Raw genomic sequence first — 24813 nt, forward strand, 5'->3', positions numbered from 1 at the left:
TGGTTTATTCGTTGGTAGCGGTTATTTGTAAAGCCTCCTTTGTGCTTTCAACCGGGAGCTGGCACGTGTTATTCTGACAAATGTAAATCAGTGTTTTCCCGTTTACAATCCGGTTTTCCAATAACGGAAGCTGCTTATCCGTAGTGCCCGCACAAAAGAGGCAATTTGGAAGATAATTTTCCTGTAGCTTTTTCAGTTTTTCAATCGCATCCTCGCCGGCTATTACGACCTCAAAATGCTTGTCGGTAAAATCGAGTGCTACATGAAGCCAGTTGGAATAACCTCCCGGGTAGTTTTTGAAATCATCTATCATTTTTGAAACCGTACGTTCGGCTATTTTCAAATAATCCTGATTGGCCGTTAAGTGCCCCAAACGAATCAGGTTGTTGGCCATGACCGAATTTGAAGCCGGAATAACATTGTCGTGTACTTCTATACTTCGGTTAATGACATCTGTTTGAGATTTTGGTGTAAAGTAGAAAATCGATTTTTCGGAGTCGTAAAACTGCTCAAAGGTTTTATTCATCAGTAGTTTGGCGTCTTCCAAATAGGGAATGTTTCCAGTCGTTTCAACCAGGTCAAGCAAGGCCTGAATCATCAACGCGTAATCCTCCAGAAAACCATCTATTTTACTGATGTCATTTTTATAAGAATGCTTTAGAGTGCCATCGCTACTCATTTGTTTCTCTTTCAAAAATTGCATGTTTTTTTCGGCCAGCTCCAAAAACTCGGTATTGCCCAATGCCTGATGCGAATCAACCAAGCCAGATATTGCCAGCGCATTCCACGAGCTTAATATCTTATCATCCAGCCCCGGCCTGATGCGTGATTCACGTTCTTTTAACAAGGTTGTTTGCCAGCTTTTTACTTTATCTTTTAAGTCGCTTAAACTTAGCATGTTTTCGTTGGCAAAAGTCTCATCTGTATGACGACGTAACAAAATGTAATTGCCGTCTTCCCAATAACCGGTTGCATTGATATTGTAATACTTACTAAACAGCTCGAATTCGTCCTTCAGCAGTTGTTGCAATTCCTGCTTCTTCCACACATAAAACTTGCCTTCCTCACCTTCGCTATCAGCATCCAACGAAGAGTAAAAACCATGTTCAGGCGAACGCATTTCCCGTTTTAGAAAGTCAATGGTTTGATTGATTACTTCAGCATATAATGGATTTTTCGTCTTTTTGAATGCCTGAGCATACACGCTAAGCAGCTGGCCATTGTCGTAGAGCATTTTTTCAAAATGAGGGACTTTCCAATTGGCATCAGTTGAATAACGGGCAAATCCTCCTCCAACTTGGTCATAGATTCCGCCCATTGCCATTTTACTCAAGGTCGTTTCGACGTATTCCAATATATCAGCATCATTGGCTTGATGTGCCCATCGCAATAGAAAACTAAGGTTATTGGGCATCATAAATTTAGGAGCTCCGGCACTGCCTCCTTCCTGATAATCAAGGTTCGACTGCCAATGTTGAACAGCTTGTTTTAAGTGCTCAATAGTAATGTCTTGACCTTCTTTGCTAATCGGAATTAGATTGCTATCGCTTATTCCTTGTTTTAGTCGTTCGGCGTATTCAACTGTTTTATCAGGATTTTCCTGATGGAAGTTGTGCACTTGCAGCAGTGTATTCATCCAGACATCCTTCATGAAATAAGTACCGCCCCAAAATGGTCGTCCATCAGGCAGAGCAATGACATTGAGTGGCCAGCCGCCACGTTGCGTCATTAGCTGCACGGCTGTCATATAAATCTGGTCAATGTCAGGCCGTTCCTCCCGGTCAACTTTAATGCAAACGAAATAATCGTTCATTACCTGAGCAATAGCTGTATCTTCGAACGATTCGTGCTCCATGACATGGCACCAATGGCAGGCGGCATAGCCAATACTGATGAGCAGCAGTTTGTTTTCTTTTTTTGCCTTTTCAAGTGCTTCGTCTCCCCATGGCATCCAGTTTACCGGATTGCGAGCATGTTGTAGCAGATAGGGCGAAGTTTCGTGAATTAGTTGGTTGGTATATTGATGTTTTTTCATCCTTTTCCGATTTTGTGAATGACAACTTGTTGTGCTCCATGTAAATAGCACGACGAGCCATTTCAGATTTGATCTTATAACTAGTGAAACAAGAACGGAATAGGAAAGTTTTCCTTTATGTGTTAGGATGAAAGAAGACGAAGTTTTTAGAATCTCTGCTTAAACAAAGATTTCGCCCCGGAGGTAAGTTTTGGCTTTGCCGGCGATTAAAACGCGATCGCCTTTTACGATGCACTGAAGTTTTCCTCCGCGTTCAGAAATTTGCTTTGCCGACAATTCCTTTTTATCCAGTCTGTCAGCCCAGTATGGAGTGAGTGTTGTGTGCGCTGATCCGGTAACCGGGTCTTCATCGATGCCAACTCCGGGCGCAAAGAAACGGCTCACAAAGTCAACCTCTTTTCCGGGGGCAGTGATGATAATTCCGCGAGCTCCGGTTTTTGATAAAGTTCCAAAATCGGGATTCACTTGCTCGATGTCTTCTTGCTTTTCGTAAATAAATAGATAATCTGTTTTGCCTAGAAAGCACTTTTGGGGTTTCAATCCAATAGCATGGGTTAAATCGGTTGGTTCAGCTATTTCATTGATATGATCAGCGGGGAAATTTAATTCCAACAATTCATCTTTTTTCACCACTGTAAGTTCACCACTTCGGCTTCCAAAGGTGATTTTGTTAGACGGGTAACTGGCTTCGTGAAAAATGGTGTGTGCCGTGGCCAAGGTCGCATGTCCGCATAAGTCAACTTCGGCTTTTGGAGTAAACCATCGAATTTCGAAACCGGCTTTCGTTGGAACAAAAAAGGCCGTTTCAGACAAGTTATTTTCCAGCGCGATGGATTGCATCAACTGATCGGGTAACCAGTTTTCAAGAGGAACTACGGCTGCCGGATTTCCTTGAAACAGTTCTTCAGCAAAAGCATCAACTTGAAAAATAGGAAGCTTCATCTCATTAAAATTTAATTGATAATTTCAAATTTAGTTTTCGATTGGTCAGGTAGTTTGGTACAGCATACATATCGCCGGTGTTGCTGGACACCCAAAAATAGGAAACGGTGTTGTTGATGCCGAGTAAATTGAGTACTTCCAGGCTAACCCACATGTTTTTTACTTTGCTGAGTAACTTGCTGCCGTGTTGTGTTTCCGGGCCGATAAGTATTTTTGAAAAGCCAATGTCCAAACGACGATAAGGTGGCATTTTAAAGGTGTCCATATAACGTTCCGAATTTGGTGGTCCGGTAGGTAGCCTTGCCCCATAAAAGGCTGCCATGTGCATTTTGTAGCTTGGGTTGCCCGGAAAGTAGTCCTGAAAAAATAAGCTCACATTTACTCTTTGATCAGTTGGTCGTCGTATCCAACCATGACCATCGCCAACAACATCTTCCTTGGTTTGAAGTAACGAAACGCTGGCCCATGACTGCACACCACTAACGAACTCTCCATTAACTTTAAAGTCCATGCCGGTTGCATATCCGGTAGACTCTTGGTCGCCTAAATAACGAATTTGAACATTCTCAACCTGATAGGGGACCAGGTGCGAAAAGTTTTTGTAGAAGACCTCTGAAGTCAGTTTAAACGGCCGGTCCCAGGCTCTGAATAAATAATCGGAGCCGAGAACAAACTGGGTTGATTTCTGTGCTTTCACATCGGAATTTATATTACCGTCACGATCTTTTAGTTCTTTAAAAAAGGCAGGTTGCTGGTAACTACCGCCGGCAATTCGAAACGAAATGTTGGTTTCCCAATCGGGGTAGTAATTAAATGCGAAACGCGGGCTTAACAAAAACTCATTACTGAAATCCCAATAATGAAATCGAAGTCCACCGGTTACATAAAGCTCGCCCCTGTTGATTGGAATAGCGTAGGTGTCTTGAACGTGCCCCGTAATTCGCATGTTTTGCATCTGGTTGTCTGTTGTAACAAATCTTGCAAGCGTCACTTCTTCATCAGAATATGGCACGCTGTAACCTGTTGAGTCGCGAAGTTCCCATTCATTAATTCGGTCGTTAATATCTTCCAATTGAAATTTCACGCCCCAGTTTAGCAGGTGATCGGTGGTGTTGTATGCCCCTTTGTGCGAAAAGCTATAAACGTGCGCTTCTAATTTGTTGCGTGCGTGATTTAAAAAAGTCCCGATTCCCAGGTTTAGAATACTATCACCAACTGACGCGGATGCCAGGTCTCGCTCTAACTCGTTGAGGTAGTAATCTCCTAAAATATCATAGTTCACTTCTTCTTTGGTTTGAAATGCTGAAGCAATAAATTTCAGGTTCAGATCATTTGAAGGATGATAGTTTGCAGACAATGCACCAAGCAATGTTTGAAACTTATCTTTTTCCTGTCCCTCAAAGTAGACCTTGGTGTTGTAAGCAGTTTCAAAAGTTCCAAAAGATGTTTCGCGGGTTTGAGGAATGAAATTGTAGTTGTTTTGAGAGACATTTCCCAGAAACGACAAATCAAACTGATCAGAAAAACGATAAGTCACGTAAGTTTGAAGGTCAACAAAATTAGGATTGTATTCTCCTTTCTCATCCAGACTGCCAAGTAGATAACGATTTGTTTTGTAGCGTACGCCTCCGGTATAACTTAACTTTTTGTTTTTGCTGATATCTTCTACGTGCAAATTTCCACCCAGCATACTAATAGCGACACTACCGTTAAATTCTGTCGGTTTGCGGTATTTGATGTCCAGAACAGACGCCATTTTATCGCCATACTTGGCATCAAAGCCACCAGCCGAAAACTCAATACTGGAAACCATGTCGGAGTTAATAAAGCTCAAGCCTTCCTGGCGGCCGGAGCGAACCAAAAACGGACGGTAAATCTCAATATCGTTCACATAAACCAGGTTTTCGTCGAAATTACCTCCGCGAACGGAATATTGAGAACTGAGCTCATTGTTGGACGAAACTCCCGGTAATGTTTTTATCAGTGCTTCAACTCCACTGGACGAAGCATCGGGCATAATATTGGTAAATTTTGGATCAATGCGGCTAATATTCCCATTTCCTTTCCGACTTCTTGAAACCTGAACTTCTCCAATTTCCTCCGAATTTATTTGCAGTTGCAGGTTTAGTTCGATTCGTTCCTCAGCATTTGCCTCAATTGTTTTTTCTTGCGGCAAATAGCCTAAAAGCGAAAATACGATGGTGACTTGTTTTTCAGCGGGGACGCGAAGCAGGTATTCACCTTTTCGATCGGTTACCGTGCCAATCGGGTAGTTTTTAATTGAAATATTGGCTAATTCAACGGCTTGTCCTTTTTCGCCGGTGACCACTCCATAGATCGTTGCATTATTACTTTGTGCAAGTACCCGGGACGAAGTAAAAATACAAAGTAGTACGAAGAGTATTAGGTGTCTGGAATTCATGCGGACAAAAGTAATAATTCTTTGATCTATATAAACTCATTTTATTTTGATTAATTGTGCTTATCTTTATATTTCGTTAAACACCAATAGTGATTATGGAACGTCGAGATTACTTGCTGCACCAGATTCAGGAAATGGGCGCATTTTTAGCCCGGCTGATCTTACGATTGAAGAAGAAAGAACATCAGCCGGCTGCTGCTATTCAAAAAGTGTCATCTGAATTGGAAGATGAACTGGATTTGGTTTTGAAAGATTTGCTTTTTTTGGAAGATGAGGCTTTTGTTGAACTGTTGCAAGAGAAATTAATATCGCTGGAAAATATGGAGCAGTTTGCCAGTTTATTGGAGCAATTGGGAGATGTGGCCTTGGTTGATGAAACCTTCTTACGCCAGCAACTGTATTATCATAAAGCAATTGTGCTGCTGGATTTTGCTGAACAGGAAAGCCAAAGTTTTTCGATGGAACGGCAAGATCGAATAGCCAGCCTTCGCTTGAAACTCAAAGGATGATTTTTTTTTATTGAGCCTGTTGTTCTATCCGTTAAGTACATTTTTCAGTAGTCCTTCTTCTAAACGAAATTCGGCTATATCAATGCCGTTTTCTTTAAGAGCTGCTATGAACCCTTCATTCATCATTCGGCCGGCCATTAATGGAAAATCTAATAGTGCCGGGTAGTTATTTTCATTCTCCGGATTTTGATAAAACTCAATACAACTGATAACATTGGTCGAAAGATAGATGCGGCATGCCATTGGTCGAGCCTCGTAAGCGGTGCACGAACCATCTTTCAATAATGGGCATGGGCTTTTAAAATTCAACATGTCCTTTTCTTCTAATGCCGAAGTTTGTTTATTCTTTGCAATTGCTTTTTCCCGAGCCTGATTTTTTTGGTCGCTGCTGAAGTTCTTTTTGATAAAATGATGGAGATAGTGCAACTCGTAGGAGTTGGCAAATACCGCCTGACGGCAGCAGTAATCGCACCCCTTTCTGCAATGAATGGCTATGCCTTGCTTTTGAGCCATTGCCGATAACGATTCTATCAGTTGATCGATTGCGTGGTACATTTGTGCCATGGCTTGGAATAAATCGTCCTCGGCATAATTGTTTTTTGCCGCCTGCAACCCCAGTTGGTAGCCATCGTTGTAAAAAAGCTGTTCGTGTTCTGATAACCCTTCTGCCATGGTAATTTTTTTCGCAAGGTATAAAATTGAACTGTATTTTTTAGTCGGAATCGATCGACAACGTTTTTTATCCTTCAGCTTGTTTATCGATAAATGGCATGAGTTTGTCGGAAAACTAGCGTGCTTAAAGTTTGGATTGTTTTTATTTGTTAGCATTATCCAAAACTAGAAAACCATGGAAGTGCTGCAATTAACTAATAAGTTTGCTAACATTTGGTATCAGACTAATGATTCGAATGCCAATTTTGGAAATCCCATTGGTGGTTGCGAAAAGAAGAGTAAGGAAGCTTTTGTTGATCGGTTCTTTATGTCGATGAAGAAATTGGACGACGATGAAATTTCTGCTCTTGCAGAATCCGACTGGTTCGACGAATTTGTATTGACGCAGTTGCGCGCCTTATTTCAAGATGCATTTTCGTATGAACACAACGAGATCAATTTGATGTTTTCTGCTGAAATGATGAAATCTACAAAGGCATTTTCGAAACAAGTACGTGATCTTGATCCGGAGTTGCCCGTAGAAAGTGTATTTCAAGCCTGCCGGAACGTTTGGATTATGAACGGCCTGCAGTTGATTTTAGGTTATCCGGTTGAGTTGACCCCCTCTGTTTTTGCTTACAGTATGTTGTATCCGTATACCGATAATTATGTGGACGATCCGAGTATTTCAACGTTCGATAAATATGAATTTAGTCAGCGGTTTGCTAATCGCATTGCAGGAAAGCCGGTTAAAGCAAAAAGCGAGCAGGAGCGGAAGATTTATCACATGATTGAATTGATTGAAGGGCAGTTTGATCGTAATGATTATCCGGAGGTGTTCGAATCGCTGTTGGGAATTCATCGGGCACAAACCGATAGTATGCAGTTGCAGCATGACGCAGTGACACCAGAGCAAGCATTGAATATTTGTTTGGCAAAAGGAGGAGCATCCGTGTTAGCTGACGGCTATTTAGTGGCCGGAAAGCTTACTGCTGAGGAGAAGGATTTTCTGTTTGGCTATGGTGCTTACTTGCAGTTGCTGGACGATATTCAGGATGTGAAAGAAGATTTGGAAGGAGGATTGATGACCACCTTCTCTCTTCTGGCAAAAGATCAAAAGCTGGATGCCATAGTTTATAAAACCTATAATTTTGGTGAGCAGGTGCTGGATTATTCCAAAGAAATATTGGATCGGGTGGATCTCGATTTTAAAGGACTGCTGCAAAAAAGTATTCTGTTGTTTTTTGTTGAGTCGGTCGTTGTTGATGCTCAGTATTACAGTAAGTCGTTTCAGCAAGAGCTGGAAACGGTGGCTCCTTTGTCATTCGACTATGTTGAGCGTCGACGGAAATTCTTCATCCCTCAAAAGCATATTTTGCTTGAAAAAATAGAGAAGCATGCTTTTTCAGTAAAAGAACAAGACAATTGCAAAGAAGAAATGCTGAACAGTTAGTCCAGCATTTTCAATTATTTCAAATTGTTATTTAGAAAATCTGTTATTTTCGTATACAAGTGCATGCGGGTGTTTCCTCCGTGAATTCCATGATTGGCGGTCGTGTATATGGCCATGTCAAATTGAATATTGGCTTGTACTAATGCTTCAGCCATTTTCAATGTATTTTGAAGATGGACATTATCGTCAGCCGAGCCATGAATTAATAGCAAGCGCCCGGTAATCCCTTCAGGGTGGTTTAGAGGGGCATTGTCGTTATAGCCATCCGGGTTTTCAAGAGGCGTGCGCATGTATCGTTCGGTATAAACAGTGTCGTAAAATTTATAATGGGTAACCGGAGCAATAGAAACTCCGGCTTTGAAAATATCTCCACCTTTTTCCATGCAAAGCAGTGTCATTTGGCCGCCATAACTCCATCCCCAAATTGAAATATTAGAGGCATCAACATACGGTAGTGACCCCAGGTATTTTGCGGCTTCAATCTGGTCATCTGATTCGTATTTTCCCAATTGCATGTAGGTTACTTTGCGAAAATCTTCGCCCCGGGCGCCTGTCCCTCTTGGATCAACACATGCTACCAGGTAGCCTTCTTGTGCCAGGTAGTTGTACCAATCTACGCCCCATTTGTCTAGTACTTCTTGTGAGTTAGGGCCGCTGTACTGGGTCATTACCACCGGATATTCTTTAGTTTTGTCGAAATTGAGTGGTTTGATCATCCATCCATTCAAACTGATTCCTTCTGAGGTTTCAAAACTGAAAAAGGATTTTTCAGGAATGGAATAATTAGCCAGTTTATCTTTCAATTCGCTGTTATCCTCTAAAACGCGCACCAAATCGCCATCATTGTCGTACAAGCTAAAGGTTTTTGGTGTTGTTAAATTTGTAAATTCATTAATAAAGTATTGAAATCCATTGCTGAAAACAGCTTCATTTATTCCTTCTGTTGGAGTTAAAATTCCTTGTTTCTTGCCATCCAGGCTGGTGTAATAAACTTCTCGCTGCATTGGAGATTTTTTAGCAGCCTGATAATAGAAGATTTTCTTTTTTGAGTCGAAACCGTAAAAGTCGGTTACATCGTATTTCCCTTCGGTTAATTGTCGCACCTCAAAGCCTTGACGGTCGTATAAATAAAGATGCGAATAACCATCACGCTCACTGTTTACCACAAAATAATCATTGTTGGGCAAAAAGATAAAGTCATCAAGAAATTCCACAGCAAGGTAACGGTCGTTTTTTTCGGTAAAAAACAAGCGGGTATCTCCCGTGAACGGATTTGCAAATAATACGTCGAGTTTATTTTGACGGCGATTTAATCTGAAAACCGCTAAATCATTAGCGTCAGCCGTCCATTTCAGACGAGGAACGTAAATGTCTGTTTCTTCACCCAGATCGACTTCAACTTTAGTTTTCGATTTGATCTCGTAGGCAAATACCGAAACGGTAGCGTTTTTTTCACCTGCTTTCGGATATTTGTAATTATATTCTCCCGGATATTGGGCTTTTTCTGAAAATGAAGAATCTTTCCCTTTATACGTTTGTAGCTTGAAATTTTTCACTTCCGTTTCGTCAAACCGAACGTAAGCTAAAAATTTACTGTCGGGCGACCAGGCAAAAGCTTTGGTCGAGAAGGGCTTGTCATTTTCTTGAAAATCAAAGAATTCTTCTTCATAAACCCAATCAGGGACTCCATTTATTATTTCATTTTTTTTACCATCGTGAGTTACCTGGCTTTCAGTTCCAAAACGTAATGTTTTTACAAAGATGTTGTTGTCGCGAACAAATGCAATCCGTTCACCATCCGGCGAAAAAGTTGCCTCGCGCTGGTTTCCTTTCGACGAAAGTTCATTGATTTCTTCGGTCGTTGAATTCCAAACAAAATAGTTAGCGGTGTATGAATGGCGATAAATTTTCTCCTTTTCCGTTGTTAAAAGAATTTTACTTTCGTCGGAGCTAAATGAATACGCTGAAAAATAACTGATTGGTGCATTTTCTATTTTGTCCAGGTCGAAAACCGTCTCTATCTTTTCCCCATCTTTGTAGCTGTATTTCACAATGCGTTTTCCGTCTTCCAACGTTGTGTAATACAGTCCATTCGCTGATGATTGAAGCCCGGCCACCTCCTGTTGGCTGAACGTGTTCTTTTGTTGGAAATCAGCAATTGTTAATTTCTTTTGTGCTATTGAAGGGTTTCCTATTGCGATAAAAAGGAATACTGTTATGAGGATGTTATGCATGATAAAACTTATTTTAGTCTTCAAAGCTTTGTTTTTTTTTTCAAAAATGAAAGTTGATTACAATAAAAATTCTCGAAATACGTCCGTATTTTTGCGGAACATTACACGCAAAATCAGTTATTTTCATTGCAAGTAAAATGTGATTTTGAAAGTGGATGAACAAAATATGAACCGAAAACGGATTTCAGCGATATGAAACGACCATGCAAGAATGCTTCACAAACAAGCATAATTAAAATGAGGGAGTTATATACAGTAGCTTTGAAATCTTTTAATTTTAATTGGATGAAAAAAATTGTAGTTCTATTAATTATTGCATTTAGCGGACAAATAGCCTCTGCCCAATCTGATGTAACTGAATTTATTAAAGCGGGATCGGTTGATGCCAGTAAAATGATTCAGGGTTATCTGAAACCTTTTGCATATTCACTTGGCGATGGACTGAATAATGGTTGGTATTACACTGCCGAAACCCATGAGCGGTTTGGATTCGATTTTTCGATGAGTATAACTGCGGTTCGTATTCCCGAATCGGCGAAAACGTTTGATCTTGGAAAAATCAGTTTGCAAAATGTGTATTTGGATGATCCTGCAAATAGTATAGCACAAACCGTTGCTGGTGCAGAAGAGTGGGGCCCCAAGATTAATATTCTTGATCAGAACGCAACTAACCCAGGTGATACATTGGGGTCGTTTCACAGCCCTCCGGGAATTGATATGGACAATGTTCCAATTCCGATGGCTCAGTTGAGTTTTGGGCTTTTACCCCATACTGATTTTATGTTTCGCTATGTTCCAAATCTGCATTTCAACCAAAAGGGTGATGAAGAAGAAGACGTTCGCGTTGGTTTGATTGGAATTGGAGTGAAGAATAGTTTCAGGGATTGGATGCCCGTTTTAAAGAATTTGCCTTTTGATGCTGCAGTCTTTGCTGCTTATTCTCATATTGATGCGAGTACCGGCGTCGATTTTCAGTTAGAAGATTATCTGGTGAACAAGTCATTTAGCACTCCTGACGGATACCAGCCTGATGAAAATCAGGAGTTGGATATCAACACCAATACGATGAAAATAGGTTTAATTGTTTCGAAAAAGATCGCTTTTATTACTTTCTTCGGAGGTATTGGAAATAGTTCAAGTAAAACAACTGTCGACTTGCGGGGACGCTATCCTGTTGCTGTCGAAATAGAAGGAAATCAAATTACTGAAGTCAAGGAAGAAGTTGATCCGATTAATCTCAGCTTTGAGTCGTCGCGTATAAGTTTGGATGCAGGTTTGAGAATGAAACTAGGCTTTTTCAACGTTTTTGGCTCTATTAATAAAGCGGAGTATACTTCGTTAAATGCAGGAGTTTCATTAAGTGTGCGATAATAATTTTAATTAGATTGATGTGTAAAATAGATCGGGAGGTGCTTTGATGCGCCTCTTGTGTTTTTATTGACTTTTAAATTATTGGCTAACCCTTGTCGCTATCAGTTAATAATAATTATCTTTGCACCCTGAAAATAAAATCCATAATTCGATACTGATGATTAAAATAACATTACCTGATAACAGTGTTAGGGAATATGAAAGTGGAGTTACCGGAATTGAGATCGCCAAATCGATTAGTAACCGCTTGGCAAAAGAGGTTTTAGCAATTACTGTAAATGGTTCTGTGTGGGATTTAAACCGTCCGGTTACAGAAGATGCCCGTATTAAATTGCATACTTGGGATGACCGCGAAGGAAAAGAAACCTTTTGGCACTCTTCGGCTCACTTAATGGCAGAAGCTATAGAAAGCTATTTTCCCGGAACGAAATTTGGTATTGGTCCCACAGTAGATACAGGATTTTATTATGATGTGGATCTTCCTGAGGGAAAACAACTTTCAGAAAAAGATCTGGAAAAGATTGAGAAAAAAATGATTGAGCTGGCGCGTCAAAAAAATGAGATTGTCCGTCAGGATATATCGAAAGATGCAGCCATTCAGATGTTCACCGAAAAAGACGATGAACTGAAACAGGAGTTGATCAGTGAGCTGGAAGACGGAACAATCACATTATATAATCAAGGAAATTTTACTGATTTGTGCCGTGGCCCTCACTTGCCAAATACCAGTTATATCAAAGCGGTAAAGCTAACCTCTATTGCTGGAGCATACTGGCGTGGTGATGAGAAGAACCAAATGCTTACTCGGGTATATGGTGTGACTTTCCCAAAGCAGAAGTTTTTGGAAGAGTACCTGGTTATGCTTGAAGAGGCAAAGAAACGAGATCACCGGAAAATTGGTAAAGAAATGGAACTGTTTACTTTCTCGCAGGAAGTGGGACAGGGTTTGCCAATGTGGTTGCCTAAGGGCGCAATGCTCCGCCAGCAATTGGAAGACTTTTTGAAAAAAGTACAAAAGAAATTTGGTTACGAACAGGTAATTACTCCGCATATTGGAGATATCAACTTATATAAAACTTCGGGGCACTATGCCAAGTACGGAGCTGATTCATTTCAAACGATAAAAACTCCGGCAGAAGGCGAGGAATACATGTTGAAACCAATGAACTGTCCTCATCACTGTGAATTATATAAATTTAAACCGCGATCGTACAAGGATTTGCCGGTTCGTATGGCCGAGTTTGGCACTGTTTACCGTTACGAACAAAGTGGCGAGTTGCACGGATTAACCCGCGTTCGCGGCTTCACTCAGGATGATGCACATATTTATTGCCGGCCGGATCAGTTGAAAGACGAGTTTAAAAAGGTAATTGATATCATCTTTATTATTTTTAAGGCATTGGACTTCGAAAATTTCACAGCACAGATATCATTGCGTGATCCTGAAAAACCTGAAAAGTATATCGGTTCTTCTGAAAATTGGGATAAAGCGGAGCAGGCGATTATTGAAGCCGCTGAAGAAAAAGGATTAAACACAGTTACTGAATTGGGAGAAGCCGCTTTTTATGGTCCGAAGCTTGATTTCATGATCAAAGATGCATTAGGTAGAAGCTGGCAGCTGGGAACCATTCAGGTTGATTATAACTTGCCCGAGCGTTTTAAATTGGAGTATATTGGCGCTGATGATAATCGTCACCGTCCGGTTATGATTCACCGTGCACCGTTTGGATCGATGGAACGTTTTGTGGCTGTGTTAATTGAACATACTGCCGGAAAATTCCCATTGTGGTTAACTCCAGAGCAGGTTGTTATCTTACCAATCAGCGAAAAGTACAATGAATACGCAGAAAATCTTTCAAATTTTCTAAATAATTCCGATATTCGCACCCTAATTGACGACCGGAATGAGAAAATCGGCCGTAAAATCCGGGATAATGAGTTGAAACGTATCCCGTATTTATTGATAGTTGGAGAGAAAGAAGCAGAGTCGGGAGCGGTTGCCGTGAGAAAACAAGGAGAAGGAGATCAGGGCACAATGACCAAAGAAGAGTTTGCTGAATTCATCCAAAAAGAAGTTAAAGAACAATTAGCATCATTTTATAACTAAAAAAGAAATAGGAGGTTTTTCATATCGCAATAAAAAAACGCCCATATCGAGGAGGACGAAGAGTGGACACGGGTCCACAGCACAACATTAATCAACGTATACGTGCTCAGCAGGTACGTTTAGTTGGAGAGAATATTGAAGAACAAGGAGTTTATTCATTGTCTGAAGCATTAAAAATTGCGGATTCAATGGAACTTGACCTTGTTGAAATCTCACCAAACGCTGATCCTCCGGTTTGTAAAGTTATAGATTACCAGAAGTTTCTTTATCAACAAAAAAAGAAACAGAAGGAAATGAAAGCCAAAGCAGTTAAGGTTGTGGTTAAAGAAATTCGTTTCGGACCGAATACGGATGATCACGATTTTGAATTTAAGTTAAGGCATGCTGAGAAGTTTTTAAAAGAGGGAGCTAAAGTGAAAGCTTACGTGTTCTTTAAAGGGCGCTCAATCTTGTTTAAAGAACAAGGTGAAATTTTGCTTTTGCGTTTTGCAACCGAATTGGAAGATCTTGGAAAGGTAGAGCAAATGCCCCGCCTGGAAGGGAAACGAATGACGATGTTTATTGCACCTAAAAAGAAGAAGTAATTCTTCGATATAAAATTAAGACAAGATGCCAAAAATGAAGACGAAATCCAGCGCAAAAAAACGGTTTAAATTAACCGGCTCTGGAAAACTGAAAAGGAAGCATGCTTTTAAAAGTCATATTTTGACTAAAAAAAGCACCAAGCAAAAAAGAAACCTAACCTATTGGGGTTCGGTTGATAAAGCTGATGAGAAAAATGTGAAGCTGATGCTTAACATGAAGTAACGAATAATTCCTTTTCGAAAGTAATTTAAGTAAAAAAACAGAGGGTATAGCTGTAAAGATTCCGTAAAAGTCGGGACGCTAGCCACTCACAAATTAAAGATTATGCCAAGATCAGTAAATCATGTAGCATCTCGGGCTCGGAGAAAAAAAATCCTCAAGCAAACTAAAGGATACTGGGGTGCCCGTAAAAATGTTTGGACAGTTGCAAAAAATGCACACGAAAAAGCGTTAACATACGCTTACCGTGACAGAAAAACAAAAAAGAGAAACTTCCGCGCTTTGTGGATTCAACGTATTAACGCTGCAGCACGTCAGGAAGGGTTAAGTTATTCTCAATTAATTGGTTTGATGAAAAAGAGCAACATTGAGATTAACCGTAAGGTTTTAGCAGACTTAGCTTTGAACCAGCCTGCGGCTTTTAAAGCTGTAGTTGAAAAAGTAAAATAGATTAACAATCATCAGGTGTGATAGATATAGAAAACCTCGCAATTTGCGAGGTTTTTTTATGCCCTATATTTTACAATGAAATAGTCTGCTTTTTCTTCGAACTTTCAATAATTGCATCAATAACTTGCATGTTTCCGATAGCATCGGTTAACGGTGTTGGAACTGGTTCGTTGCGAAGAATCGCATTCGAAAATGCATCACCTTGTATTGTGTACTGGTCGATTGGTTCGAATGTAAACGTTTCGGTCTTTTCCTTTGTGCGCAGTGTTATTCTGGTTTTTTCTTCAGGTGGGGCGTTCACCGGAATTTCAACAACAATATGGCCCTGATTTCCTAAAATATTGGTCTGCTGATGTGGCATGAGTTGAGTAGCACAAGTAAAGCTGCTGGTTTTCCCGGACGGGAAAGATAGTAGGCCGGAAGTTAAACGATCCGTCTTTAAAGCCGGATCAAAATCCATTTGGCCAGTAACTTCTGAAGGCTCTTCGTCAAATAAAAAACGAGGGAAAGAGATACAGTAACAACCAATATCCATTAATGCACCACCTCCAACATCAGGTTTGTTACGAATGTTGTGGGGATCAACATTGTAATAGGAAAAGAAGGATTGAACTGTTATTACGTTCCCGATTGCGCCACTTTGTATGAGCTCGTAAGTTTTTTCCCACTGTGGATGAAACCGGTACATAAATGCTTCCATCACTTTTAACTCAGGATATTTCTTAACTGCATCAGCTAATGCCTTAGCCTCATCGGCATTCATGCCAATCGGTTTTTCACATAACACATTTTTTCCGGCCTCGAGTGCTTTCATGGTCCAGTAAACATGCATGTGGTTGGGCAGGGGGTTGTAGATGGCATCAATCTCAGGATCAGCCAACAAATCTTCATATGAGGCGTAGCGCTTTGGAATGTCAAGTTGATCTGCTGCCTGGTTTGCCTTTTCGATATTGCGAGAAGCTATTGCGGTTACTTCACAATACTGGCCTTTTTGCATTGCCGGAATGACTTTGGTAACTCCAATTTTGGCTGTACTCAGTATTCCCCATTTAATTTTTGCTTGCATATCCTTTTCTATTTCTGATATTTTTTAATCACTAAATATTTGAGCTCTGTGTCACCAATATTCTCAATGCCATGTTCAACTCCCGATGGACAATAGAAGCTTGAGTAAGCAGCGGCTTTTGTCGTTTTCCCATCCAGATAGAATTGAGCCTCACCTTCCAGAACAAAGAAGAACTCATCCTCTGCGTGTCTGTGTGGGGCATGAGTTGCCTGATGAGGAGCAACAACGCTCATTTTTAACGTTCGCCCATCGAGAAATTCTTTATCAACAAACCAATACTGATATCCAACACTTGTTTTATCAATTTTATTCATGTCGAACTTATTCACGCAATTTTCAATGGTAAATTGATTTTCTACAAGAGGTTTGCCTTCCGTATTTTGTTGGGCGTCGGACTCAATTGACAATACGGATAATAGCAGAAGTGCTAGAATTGGTAAGTAGTTAAGCTTTTTCATCTTTAGTTAGAGAGTTAAGTTATTGAATGATCGGAAAATCTCAATTTTGAATTGTTAAGTTAGTAAAAAAACTGTTGGTAATTAAACTCAACAAACATCGCGATCTGACTTAGAATAATTTTCTTTGAACAGGCTGACCATTCAGTGAGGGATTAACATGCTTTTGTAAAATAATTTCAAAAAGCTTTACAGTGGCCAAGGCATCTCCTCCGGCGCGGTGTCTTCCATCAATCTTTATACTAAGATCATCGCATAATTTTCCGAGCGAGTACGAAGAATGGCCTGGTAGATATTTGCGACTAAGTTTTACAGTACACATTGTTTTACGCTTATACTCGTATCCTAACCGTAAATATTCCTGCTGAATAAATTTGTAATCGAAACTAACATTGTGCGCTACGAAAGTTGTTCCTTGGGTTATCTCCACAACCTTTTTGGCAATCTCAAAAAATTTGGGGGCGTTGGCAACCATTTGATTGTCAATCCCGGTAAGTTTTGTGATGAAATAGGGGATGTGACATTCCGGGTTAACCAAGGTGCTATAGGAGTCAATAACCTTGGTTCCATTGTGCACGTAGATGGCAATTTCAGTGATTTTTTCTTGCTGCGCACGCTGTCCTGTTGTTTCTATATCGATAATACTGAACAAATTTTTTATTTTTTATTTGGTGAAAGTAATAAAAATGCTTTAGTTTTATTAAACGAAAAATGCATGGTGGTGCTGATTGGTGCTGAATTGAATTCAGGTTTGAGCATTTTAGTATTGTGTTAAAACATATTTTCATTAAGCTTGTTGTTATTAACAATAACAGAAAATTTGAAATATTTATTAAAAACCATTCATTTAATTAGTACACTATGAAAAGAATATTTTTACTTTCCTTTTTTATAAGCATGGGATTATTGCTTCAAGCACAAACAGCTGATAAAAAGTGGGCTGTTGGACTTGGTGGTGGAGCCTATTACGGTAACACGCTTGAGGGTACCGGCATTATGACCGAGTTTTATTTGAGCAGGTACTTGAACTCGTCATTTGATTTGATGCTTTTAAACAATTTGGGCTTGTCAAATTCAGAAGTTGATAACACGCTTGATATTAGCGGAACATTCCTTAATTTAAGGTATAAGTTGAACAATGGCTATATTCTGAATGAAAACAGTGGCATTCAGCCATACCTTTATGGGGGCCCAGGTCTGATTCAGGATAATGAGGTTTCCGGATTTAACTTCGATGCAGGCGCAGGCTTTAAATTTCCGTTAAGTTCAAGTATCGCTTTATTTGTTGAAGGCGGATATATTAATGGCCTAAGTGAGGATAAAGCGGATGAAGAAAATGTATTGCCTGAAAGCTTTTTTAAAGGAGTTGCAGGAATCGAAATTAGCTTCGGGAAGAAGAAAGATTCTGATGGAGACGGTGTTACAGATCGTAAAGACGATTGTCCGGATACTCCTCAAGGAGTCGTTGTTGATGAAAATGGATGTCCTGTGGATACCGATGGCGATGGATTGCCTGATTATAAAGACGATTGCCCAACCGAACCGGGTGAACTTGCCCTGAATGGATGTCCAGACCGGGATGGAGATGGAGTTGCTGACAAAGATGATGACTGTCCTGATACACCGGGACTAAAAGAGTTTGATGGTTGTCCGGATACTGACGGTGACGGTGTAATTGATAAAGAAGATGAATGTCCTGATACACCAAAAGGTTATAAAGTAGACGAAAAAGGATGCCCAATTGATACCGATGGTGATGGATTGGTTGATGAAGAAGATGATTGCCCGAATGAAGCAGGACCGATCGATAATAAAGGATGCCCAATTGCAACATTTGAATTCAGTTCCATTCATTTTGAATTTGATAAGTATGATTTGAAATCATCTGCTCAAAAAGAACTGGATGATATCGCTGAAATAATGAATGAAGATGAATCAGTGGAGATTGAGCTATATGGTTACGCTGATGAAATTGGTTCGGCTAAATATAATATGGATCTATCGGAAAAAAGAGCAGATGCCGCTCGTAACTATCTTGTGAATAAAGGTGTGGCTGCTGAGAGAATCGTTAAAGTTGTTCCTCTCGGGCAAACTAATCCGGTCGCCCCTAACGATACAGAGGAAGGAAGAGCTAAAAACAGACGAGTAGAGATTAAAGCCGCTGAATAATGAATGACAAATAACATAGAAGTTAGAAAAGAGCTCTGCATATGCAGGGCTCTTTTTGCTTGTTTAATGATCCTGTAAATAAGGGATAATCTATTATCTTTGCGGTTCAAAAAAAATAGATTATGCATATTGACCAAATCGTAAAAGAGAAAGTTGTTGAGGCGATAGGCTCACTTTACGGACAGACGGTTGACACTAGCGCTGTTCAAATTCAAAATACACGTAAAGATGTTGAAGGAGATATGACAGTCGTTGTTTTTCCTTTCTTGCGTTTTTCAAAGAAAGCACCGGAGCAAACAGGCGAGGAACTGGGTAAATATTTGACCGATAATGTCGATCTGGTTGAGAACTTTTCAGTTATCAAAGGTTTTCTGAATTTGATGATCGCTCAAAACTACTGGTTGTCAGTATTAGAAAGCGCGGCTACTGACGATACTTTTGGTTTTGCACAGCCTCAGAAAGATTCTCCGTTGGTGATGGTTGAGTATTCATCTCCAAACACAAATAAACCTTTACATTTAGGGCATATTCGTAATAATTTGTTAGGGTACTCTATTGGCGAAATAATTAAGGCCAATGGGAACAAATTAGTAAAGACGAATATTGTTAACGATCGCGGAATTCACATTTGCAAGTCGATGTATGCCTGGCAACAATGGGGTGAAGGAAAAACTCCGCAAAGTACCGGAATAAAAGGAGATCATTTGGTTGGTGACTTTTATGTGCTGTTTGATAAGCATTACAAACAAGAAATTAACGAATTGGTCGAGCAGGGAATGAGCAAAGAAGATGCTGAGCAAAAGGCTCCTTCCATTGTTGCGGCTCGTGATATGTTGAGGAAGTGGGAGGCTAAAGATCCAGAGGTTATTGAGTTGTGGCAGACAATGAATCAATGGGTATATGCTGGATTTGACCTGACGTATAAAGAACTTGGAGTTGATTTTGATAAAATATATCATGAGTCAGATACCTATCTGGTTGGTAAAGATGAGGTCTTTAGAGGATTGAAAGAAGGCGTTTTTTATCAGCGAGAGGATCAGTCGGTGTGGGCTGATTTGACAAAAGACGGATTGGATGAAAAAATCCTTCTTCGTAGCGATGGTACTTCAGTTTATATGACCCAGGATATTGGCACGGCAAAATTGCGCTTCGACGATTACAAAATCGACAAGATGATTTATGTTGTTGGCAACGAGCAAAATTATCATTTCCAAGTGTTGTCAGTCTTGTTAGATAAACTTGGCTATGACTGGGGTAAAGGTCTGCATCATTTTTCATACGGCATGGTTGAATTGCCTCACGGAAAAATGAAATCACGTGAAGGAACAGTTGTTGATGCCGATGATTTAATGGCTGAAATGATTGAAGTGGCTCGTAAAACATCGGAAGAATTAGGAAAGTTGGAGGGCTATACTGATGAAGAGTTGAACAGAACATATAAAATAATTGCTCTTGGTGCCTTAAAGTACTTCATGTTGAAAGTTGACCCTAAAAAGAATATGCTTTTCAATCCGGAAGAGTCAATTGATTTCAACGGGAATACGGGACCATTTATTCAATACACACATGCAAGGATTCGCTCTGTCATTCGAAAAGCTACAAAAAAAGGAATTCAGTTGAGTTTTGATTTGGACTCAACTCTCAATCTTTCAGAAAAAGAGCAGGAGTTAATTAAGTCATTATCTCTTTATCCAACAGTTGTTAAAGAAGCAGGCGATATATACAGCCCTGCATTGATAGCCAATTATATTTATAGCCTGGTAAAAGAGTTTAACCAGTTTTATCACGACCATACAATTTTAGGTGAAGAAAATGAATCGGTTCGTAATTTCAGACTGGTACTATCACAAACTATTGCGGATGTCGTAAAATCTGGAATGGGATTACTGGGAATTGAAGTTCCTGAACGGATGTAAAAAGGGCATGAAAAGAAAAAGGGGGGCCAGAACTGACCCCCTTTTTTTCTACAAAATTGCGATTCGTGAAAAAGGGACTTTATTTTCTCGTTGACAGATACAGTTTTTATGTTTCTGTATAAGTGTTGCTCTGTCATTACTTGTGAGCGAATTAATATACTTTATTCGTTCGGATAAACTCAGCTCTCTAATCTCCTTATAAACACAAGTATCAAGTTCTTTATTCATCGGACAACTAAATACAAGTCCGTAATAATATGATACTTCTTCTTTCATCCCTCATTTATCCGTTCAACACTATAAGTACTTACACTTCTTTATTCTGTTTTATAAAGAAAGGTAACCCTGTAATTACATTTTTTTTTATCTGATTGTTTAAAATTCTCATTCTATATATTTTTGTATTTTTGCACGAGCTTGAAAATAAATCAATATCATTACCAATATGTTTGAAAATCTTAATGAAAAATTAGAACGGTCGTTTCAGTTGCTAAAAGGGCAGGGAAGAATAACCGAGATTAATATAGCTGAAACGCTAAAGGAGGTGCGGCGAGCATTGCTTGATGCCGATGTCAACTTTAAAATAGCCAAAACATTTACCGAAACTGTCAAGGATAAGGCTTTGGGTGCAGATGTACTTTCGGCTGTGAAACCAGGTGAAATGATGGTTAAAATTGTCCATGATGAGCTAGCCGAATTGATGGGTGGTAAGTCTGTGGATATCAATCTTGGAGGAAATCCTACCGTAATTTTAATTGCTGGATTACAAGGTTCTGGTAAAACGACTTTTTCCGGTAAACTTTCAAAATTAATTAAAAGTAAGCGAGGCAAGCATCCCTTGTTGGTTGCTGGTGATGTCTATCGTCCGGCTGCAATCGATCAGTTGAAAGTGTTGGGTGAACAAATTAATGTACCTGTTTATACTGAAGAGGGGAATAAAGAACCCGTTAAAATTGCTCAGGCAGCCATTAAGCATGCCAAAGCGAATGGTAACGATGTCGTTATTATTGATACAGCAGGACGTTTGGCTATTGATGAGCAAATGATGAATGAAATTGCGGCCGTAAAAAAAGCAGTTTCACCACACGAGATTTTATTCGTGGTCGATTCAATGACCGGTCAGGATGCCGTAAATACAGCCAAGGAATTTAACGACCGGCTGGATTTTGATGGAGTCGTTCTAACAAAATTGGATGGAGATACACGAGGTGGTGCTGCACTTTCCATTCGTACTGTTGTTGAGAAGCCAATTAAATATGTTGGTACGGGCGAAAAAATGGAGGCTCTGGATGTTTTCCATCCCGAACGTATGGCTGACCGTATTTTAGGTATGGGTGACATTGTTTCTCTGGTTGAAAAAGCCCAGGAACAATTTGATGTTGAAGAAGCCCGTAAAATGCAAAAGAAACTGGCTAAAAACCAATTCAATTTTGATGATTTTCTGAAACAAATTCAGCAAATCAAAAAAATGGGTAACATTAAAGATTTGGCAGCTATGATACCGGGCATGGGAAAGGCGATGAAAAATATGGATATTGATGATGATGCCTTTAAGCATATTGAAGCGATTATTCACTCAATGACTACAGCTGAAAGAGATGACCCTTCGTTATTGAACGGATCGAGAAGAAAACGGATTGCGAACGGTTCTGGAACCGATATTCAGGAAGTCAACCGTTTAATCAAACAATTTGCAGAAACACGTAAGATGATGAAAATGGTTTCGCAAGGTAAAAATATGGGACGTATGATGGGAAATATGCGTGCGAGATAAATTCTAAAATTAGAATGACGAAACTGGCATGTAAATATACGCACACACTGGAGCAAGATGATCGTAGACGAGTTCCATGTGTTGCAAATAATAATAAACAATTATAATACATGAGATTAATTGACGGTAAACAAACTGCTACAGAGATCAAAAAGGAAATTGCCATCGATGTTAAGGCAATGGTTGACGCTGGAGCAAAGCAACCGCATTTAGCTGCAATTTTAGTTGGTCACGACGGAGGCAGTGAAACCTACGTCGCATTCAAAATTAAGGATTGCGAAGAGGTGGGGTTTAAATCAAGCTTGATCCGCTTTGAAGATGACGTGACTGAGGAAGAATTGCTTGCAAAAGTTGATGAGTTAAATAGGGATGCTGATGTTGACGGATTTATCGTTCAACTTCCGCTGCCCAAACAGATCTCAGAGCAGAAGATCATTGAAGCAATCGATCCTAGGAAAGATGTAGATGGTTTTCATCCGATAAATGTAGGGCGAATGGTGATCGGTTTGCCATGTTTCGTCTCTGCAACTCCTGATGGCATTGTTGAGTTGTTGAAGAGGTATCATATTGAAACATCCGGAAAGGACTGTGTAGTCGTTGGTCGCAGTAATATTGTCGGCCGTCCGATGAGTGTGCTGATGTCTCAAAAGGAAATGAATGCCACCGTTACAGTAGCCCATAGCAGGACTAAAAACTTGGTTGAGCTTTGTGCAAATGCCGATATTTTAATCGCAGCGATAGGTTCCCCTGAATTTGTTAAGGGGAATATGGTAAAAGATGGAGCAGTTGTCATTGATGTTGGAACTACTCGCGTAAAATCAGACAAAACAAAATCTGGCTTTAAATTGAAAGGTGATGTTGCTTTTGATGAAGTAGCCGGAAAATGTTCATACATAACTCCGGTCCCCGGAGGAGTAGGGCCAATGACAAGAGTTGCCTTGTTGAAGAATACCTTGTTGGCAGCTAAAAAGGAAATTTATAAATAAATGTTTCTTAAAAGAGATTAATAAAAGGTGACTAGTTTGTTTACCTTTTTTTAATCTCTTTTGTTTAGTTTTATGAAAACTAAATATTTTGCGAAATGAAAAAATTGGAAAACAGGATTCTGGTCATGGTTGCAATTATTGCAGTTATGTCATTGCTACAGTCTTGTAGCACGGTGCCACTAACAGGCCGTAATCAAATTAATTTATTACCAGAGTCAAATATGGTGGAAATGAGTTTGACTAGTTACGAGCAGTTTCTTGATACGAATAAGGTTTCCAGTAATCAAAATCAGGTGGCACTCGTTAAACGGGTTGGAAAGGATATTTCGATAGCTGTTGAGCAATATTTAAAGGAAAATGGATATGAAAGCTATTTAGATTATTTTAAATGGGAATTTAACTTGATCGAAAGCGATGTCCCCAATGCATGGTGCATGCCCGGTGGAAAAGTTGTTGTTTACACAGGACTTTTGCCTTTAACAAAAACAGAAGCTGGCTTGGCAGTGGTTATGGGGCATGAAATTGCCCATGCGGTTGCTCGTCATGGTAACGAAAGAATGAGTCATAGCATGTTAGTTCAAATGGGCGGAATAGCCTTGGGTGAAGCTATCAAAGAGAAACCGGATGAGACTCAGGCAATTTTTTCGGCGGCTTACGGAGTAGGATCTCAAGTTGGTGTAATGTTGCCTTTTTCGCGCCAACACGAGTACGAGGCCGATAAAATGGGGCTGATTTTCATGGCTATTGCCGGATATAATCCGCAAGAGTCAGTTGCTTTTTGGCAGCGTATGTCTGAAAACGCAGGACAAAAACCACCCGAGTTTTTAAGCACTCACCCCGTAGATGGTAAGCGGATAGCGGCTTTGCAAGAAATTATGCCCACTGCGATGGAATACTATCACAAAAATAATTAATGTGAACATTCGTTTCTTTTTGAAATAATAACCTGTTTATTAACAATTTTGAACTATATTCGAAATTATTTTTTATTTTTGATAAATCAATTATGGTAATAATTTAAAATCGAGTAAGATGGATGGCTTTGATAACAATGATGGAAAGCAAGAGGGCGACAGTAATTTCAGACAAGAGATTTATTCAAAAGCTGTAAGAGCCGGAAAAAGAACCTATTTCTTCGATGTGAAATCAACTCGCAAAGAGGAGTACTACCTAACAATTACTGAGAGTAAGAAGCGCTACGATCAAGACGGCAAGTATTACTTTGAGAAGCATAAAGTTTTCTTATACAAAGAAGATTTTGACAAGTTTTCTGACGGATTAGGTGAGGTTATTGACTTCATTAAGGCAAGTCAGTCGATGCAGGATGAAGGAATTGAAGTTGATATGACAGCACAAGGGGATGAGCAAGCTGTAAAAGCGAAAGATTATACCAACGTAGATTTTGATGATATTTAGATAATTTACTAAGAAAATAAAAAAGGCTCGTCAATTATTCGATTGACGAGCCT

At 39.8% G+C, this 24813-nt stretch carries 21 protein-coding genes; 13 read left to right on the forward strand and 8 right to left on the reverse strand.

The features are described from left to right. Window positions 1–4: 4 nt before the first annotated feature. The 3 genes from GR929_RS06690 to GR929_RS06700 all read right to left on the reverse strand — a co-directional run bounded on the left by GR929_RS06690 (window position 5) and on the right by GR929_RS06700 (window position 5399). Window positions 5–2035 carry a thioredoxin domain-containing protein gene (locus GR929_RS06690; RefSeq protein WP_159518164.1) on the reverse strand — a complete coding sequence of 677 codons (2031 nt, stop codon included), beginning with the start codon at window positions 2033–2035 and terminating at the stop codon, window positions 5–7. Window positions 2036–2194: 159 nt separating this feature from the next. Continuing rightward, window positions 2195–2977 (reverse strand): PhzF family phenazine biosynthesis protein, encoded by a 783-nt coding sequence (locus GR929_RS06695; protein WP_159518165.1) that lies wholly within the window; start codon window positions 2975–2977, stop codon window positions 2195–2197. A 4-nt stretch (window positions 2978–2981) separates the two neighbouring features. Beyond that, window positions 2982–5399 (reverse strand): TonB-dependent receptor, encoded by a 2418-nt coding sequence (locus GR929_RS06700; RefSeq protein WP_159518166.1) that lies wholly within the window; start codon window positions 5397–5399, stop codon window positions 2982–2984. A gap of 95 nt (window positions 5400–5494) precedes the next feature. On the opposite strand from GR929_RS06700, the gene GR929_RS06705 reads away from it, so the two are divergent. Beyond that, entirely contained in the window at window positions 5495–5908 is a 414-nt protein-coding gene (locus GR929_RS06705; protein WP_159518167.1) for a hypothetical protein, read from the forward strand. A gap of 24 nt (window positions 5909–5932) precedes the next feature. Here GR929_RS06705 and GR929_RS06710 read toward each other — a convergent pair whose 3' ends face one another. Further along, window positions 5933–6580, reverse strand: a complete 648-nt coding sequence (locus GR929_RS06710) for a YkgJ family cysteine cluster protein (protein ID WP_159518168.1) — start codon at window positions 6578–6580, stop codon at window positions 5933–5935. Between the two features lie 175 nt (window positions 6581–6755). On the opposite strand from GR929_RS06710, the gene GR929_RS06715 reads away from it, so the two are divergent. After that, window positions 6756–8012 (forward strand): class 1 isoprenoid biosynthesis enzyme, encoded by a 1257-nt coding sequence (locus GR929_RS06715; RefSeq protein WP_159518169.1) that lies wholly within the window; start codon window positions 6756–6758, stop codon window positions 8010–8012. A 14-nt stretch (window positions 8013–8026) separates the two neighbouring features. Here the strand turns inward: GR929_RS06715 and GR929_RS06720 are convergent, their stop codons facing one another. Next, window positions 8027–10246, reverse strand: coding sequence for a S9 family peptidase (locus GR929_RS06720; protein WP_159518170.1), 2220 nt, complete (start codon window positions 10244–10246; stop codon window positions 8027–8029). A gap of 285 nt (window positions 10247–10531) precedes the next feature. Here GR929_RS06720 and GR929_RS06725 point away from each other — a divergent pair, with 285 nt between their 5' ends. The 5 genes from GR929_RS06725 to rplT all read left to right on the forward strand — a co-directional run bounded on the left by GR929_RS06725 (window position 10532) and on the right by rplT (window position 14978). Then, on the forward strand, window positions 10532–11617 hold the full coding sequence (locus GR929_RS06725; RefSeq protein WP_159518171.1) for a DUF6588 family protein: 1086 nt from the start codon (window positions 10532–10534) through the stop codon (window positions 11615–11617). Window positions 11618–11774: 157 nt separating this feature from the next. Further along, a complete protein-coding gene (gene thrS, locus GR929_RS06730; protein WP_159518172.1) occupies window positions 11775–13724 on the forward strand; it encodes a threonine--tRNA ligase in 1950 nt (649 codons plus the stop codon). Between the two features lie 62 nt (window positions 13725–13786). Continuing rightward, a complete protein-coding gene (gene infC / locus GR929_RS06735) occupies window positions 13787–14308 on the forward strand; it encodes a translation initiation factor IF-3 (protein ID WP_159518173.1) in 522 nt (173 codons plus the stop codon). A 25-nt stretch (window positions 14309–14333) separates the two neighbouring features. Further along, the gene (gene rpmI / locus GR929_RS06740; RefSeq protein ID WP_159518174.1) at window positions 14334–14531 is read left to right on the forward strand and encodes a 50S ribosomal protein L35; all 198 of its coding nucleotides are present in this window, start codon (window positions 14334–14336) and stop codon (window positions 14529–14531) included. 102 nt (window positions 14532–14633) lie between these two features. Then, window positions 14634–14978, forward strand: coding sequence for a 50S ribosomal protein L20 (rplT, locus tag GR929_RS06745; RefSeq protein ID WP_159518175.1), 345 nt, complete (start codon window positions 14634–14636; stop codon window positions 14976–14978). Between the two features lie 70 nt (window positions 14979–15048). On the opposite strand, the gene GR929_RS06750 is transcribed toward rplT, so the two are convergent. The 3 genes from GR929_RS06750 to GR929_RS06760 form a co-directional block, all read right to left on the reverse strand. Beyond that, complete coding sequence (locus GR929_RS06750; RefSeq protein WP_159518176.1) at window positions 15049–16044, reverse strand: Gfo/Idh/MocA family protein; 996 nt, start codon at window positions 16042–16044, stop codon at window positions 15049–15051. 8 nt (window positions 16045–16052) lie between these two features. Then, window positions 16053–16502 carry a cupin domain-containing protein gene (locus GR929_RS06755; RefSeq protein ID WP_159518177.1) on the reverse strand — a complete coding sequence of 150 codons (450 nt, stop codon included), beginning with the start codon at window positions 16500–16502 and terminating at the stop codon, window positions 16053–16055. A 109-nt stretch (window positions 16503–16611) separates the two neighbouring features. Then, a complete protein-coding gene (locus tag GR929_RS06760) occupies window positions 16612–17151 on the reverse strand; it encodes a 3'-5' exonuclease (RefSeq protein ID WP_235934116.1) in 540 nt (179 codons plus the stop codon). Window positions 17152–17360: 209 nt separating this feature from the next. Between GR929_RS06760 and GR929_RS22070 the strand changes: the two genes are divergently transcribed. The 6 genes from GR929_RS22070 (at window position 17361) to GR929_RS06790 (ending at window position 24760) form a co-directional block, all read left to right on the forward strand. Further along, window positions 17361–18668, forward strand: coding sequence for an OmpA family protein (locus GR929_RS22070; RefSeq protein WP_159518178.1), 1308 nt, complete (start codon window positions 17361–17363; stop codon window positions 18666–18668). Window positions 18669–18790: 122 nt separating this feature from the next. Beyond that, complete coding sequence (argS, locus tag GR929_RS06770; protein WP_159518179.1) at window positions 18791–20584, forward strand: arginine--tRNA ligase; 1794 nt, start codon at window positions 18791–18793, stop codon at window positions 20582–20584. 445 nt (window positions 20585–21029) lie between these two features. Then, window positions 21030–22358, forward strand: coding sequence for a signal recognition particle protein (gene ffh / locus GR929_RS06775; RefSeq protein WP_159518180.1), 1329 nt, complete (start codon window positions 21030–21032; stop codon window positions 22356–22358). Between the two features lie 110 nt (window positions 22359–22468). After that, the gene (gene folD, locus GR929_RS06780) at window positions 22469–23344 is read left to right on the forward strand and encodes a bifunctional methylenetetrahydrofolate dehydrogenase/methenyltetrahydrofolate cyclohydrolase FolD (RefSeq protein ID WP_159518181.1); all 876 of its coding nucleotides are present in this window, start codon (window positions 22469–22471) and stop codon (window positions 23342–23344) included. Window positions 23345–23439: 95 nt separating this feature from the next. After that, complete coding sequence (locus GR929_RS06785) at window positions 23440–24258, forward strand: M48 family metallopeptidase (RefSeq protein WP_159518182.1); 819 nt, start codon at window positions 23440–23442, stop codon at window positions 24256–24258. 118 nt (window positions 24259–24376) lie between these two features. Continuing rightward, window positions 24377–24760 (forward strand): DUF3276 family protein, encoded by a 384-nt coding sequence (locus GR929_RS06790; protein WP_159518183.1) that lies wholly within the window; start codon window positions 24377–24379, stop codon window positions 24758–24760. Window positions 24761–24813 lie beyond the last annotated feature (53 nt).

It is taken from the genome of Sunxiuqinia indica (assembly GCF_009847015.1).
Classification (GTDB): Bacteria; Bacteroidota; Bacteroidia; order Bacteroidales; family Prolixibacteraceae; genus Sunxiuqinia; species Sunxiuqinia indica.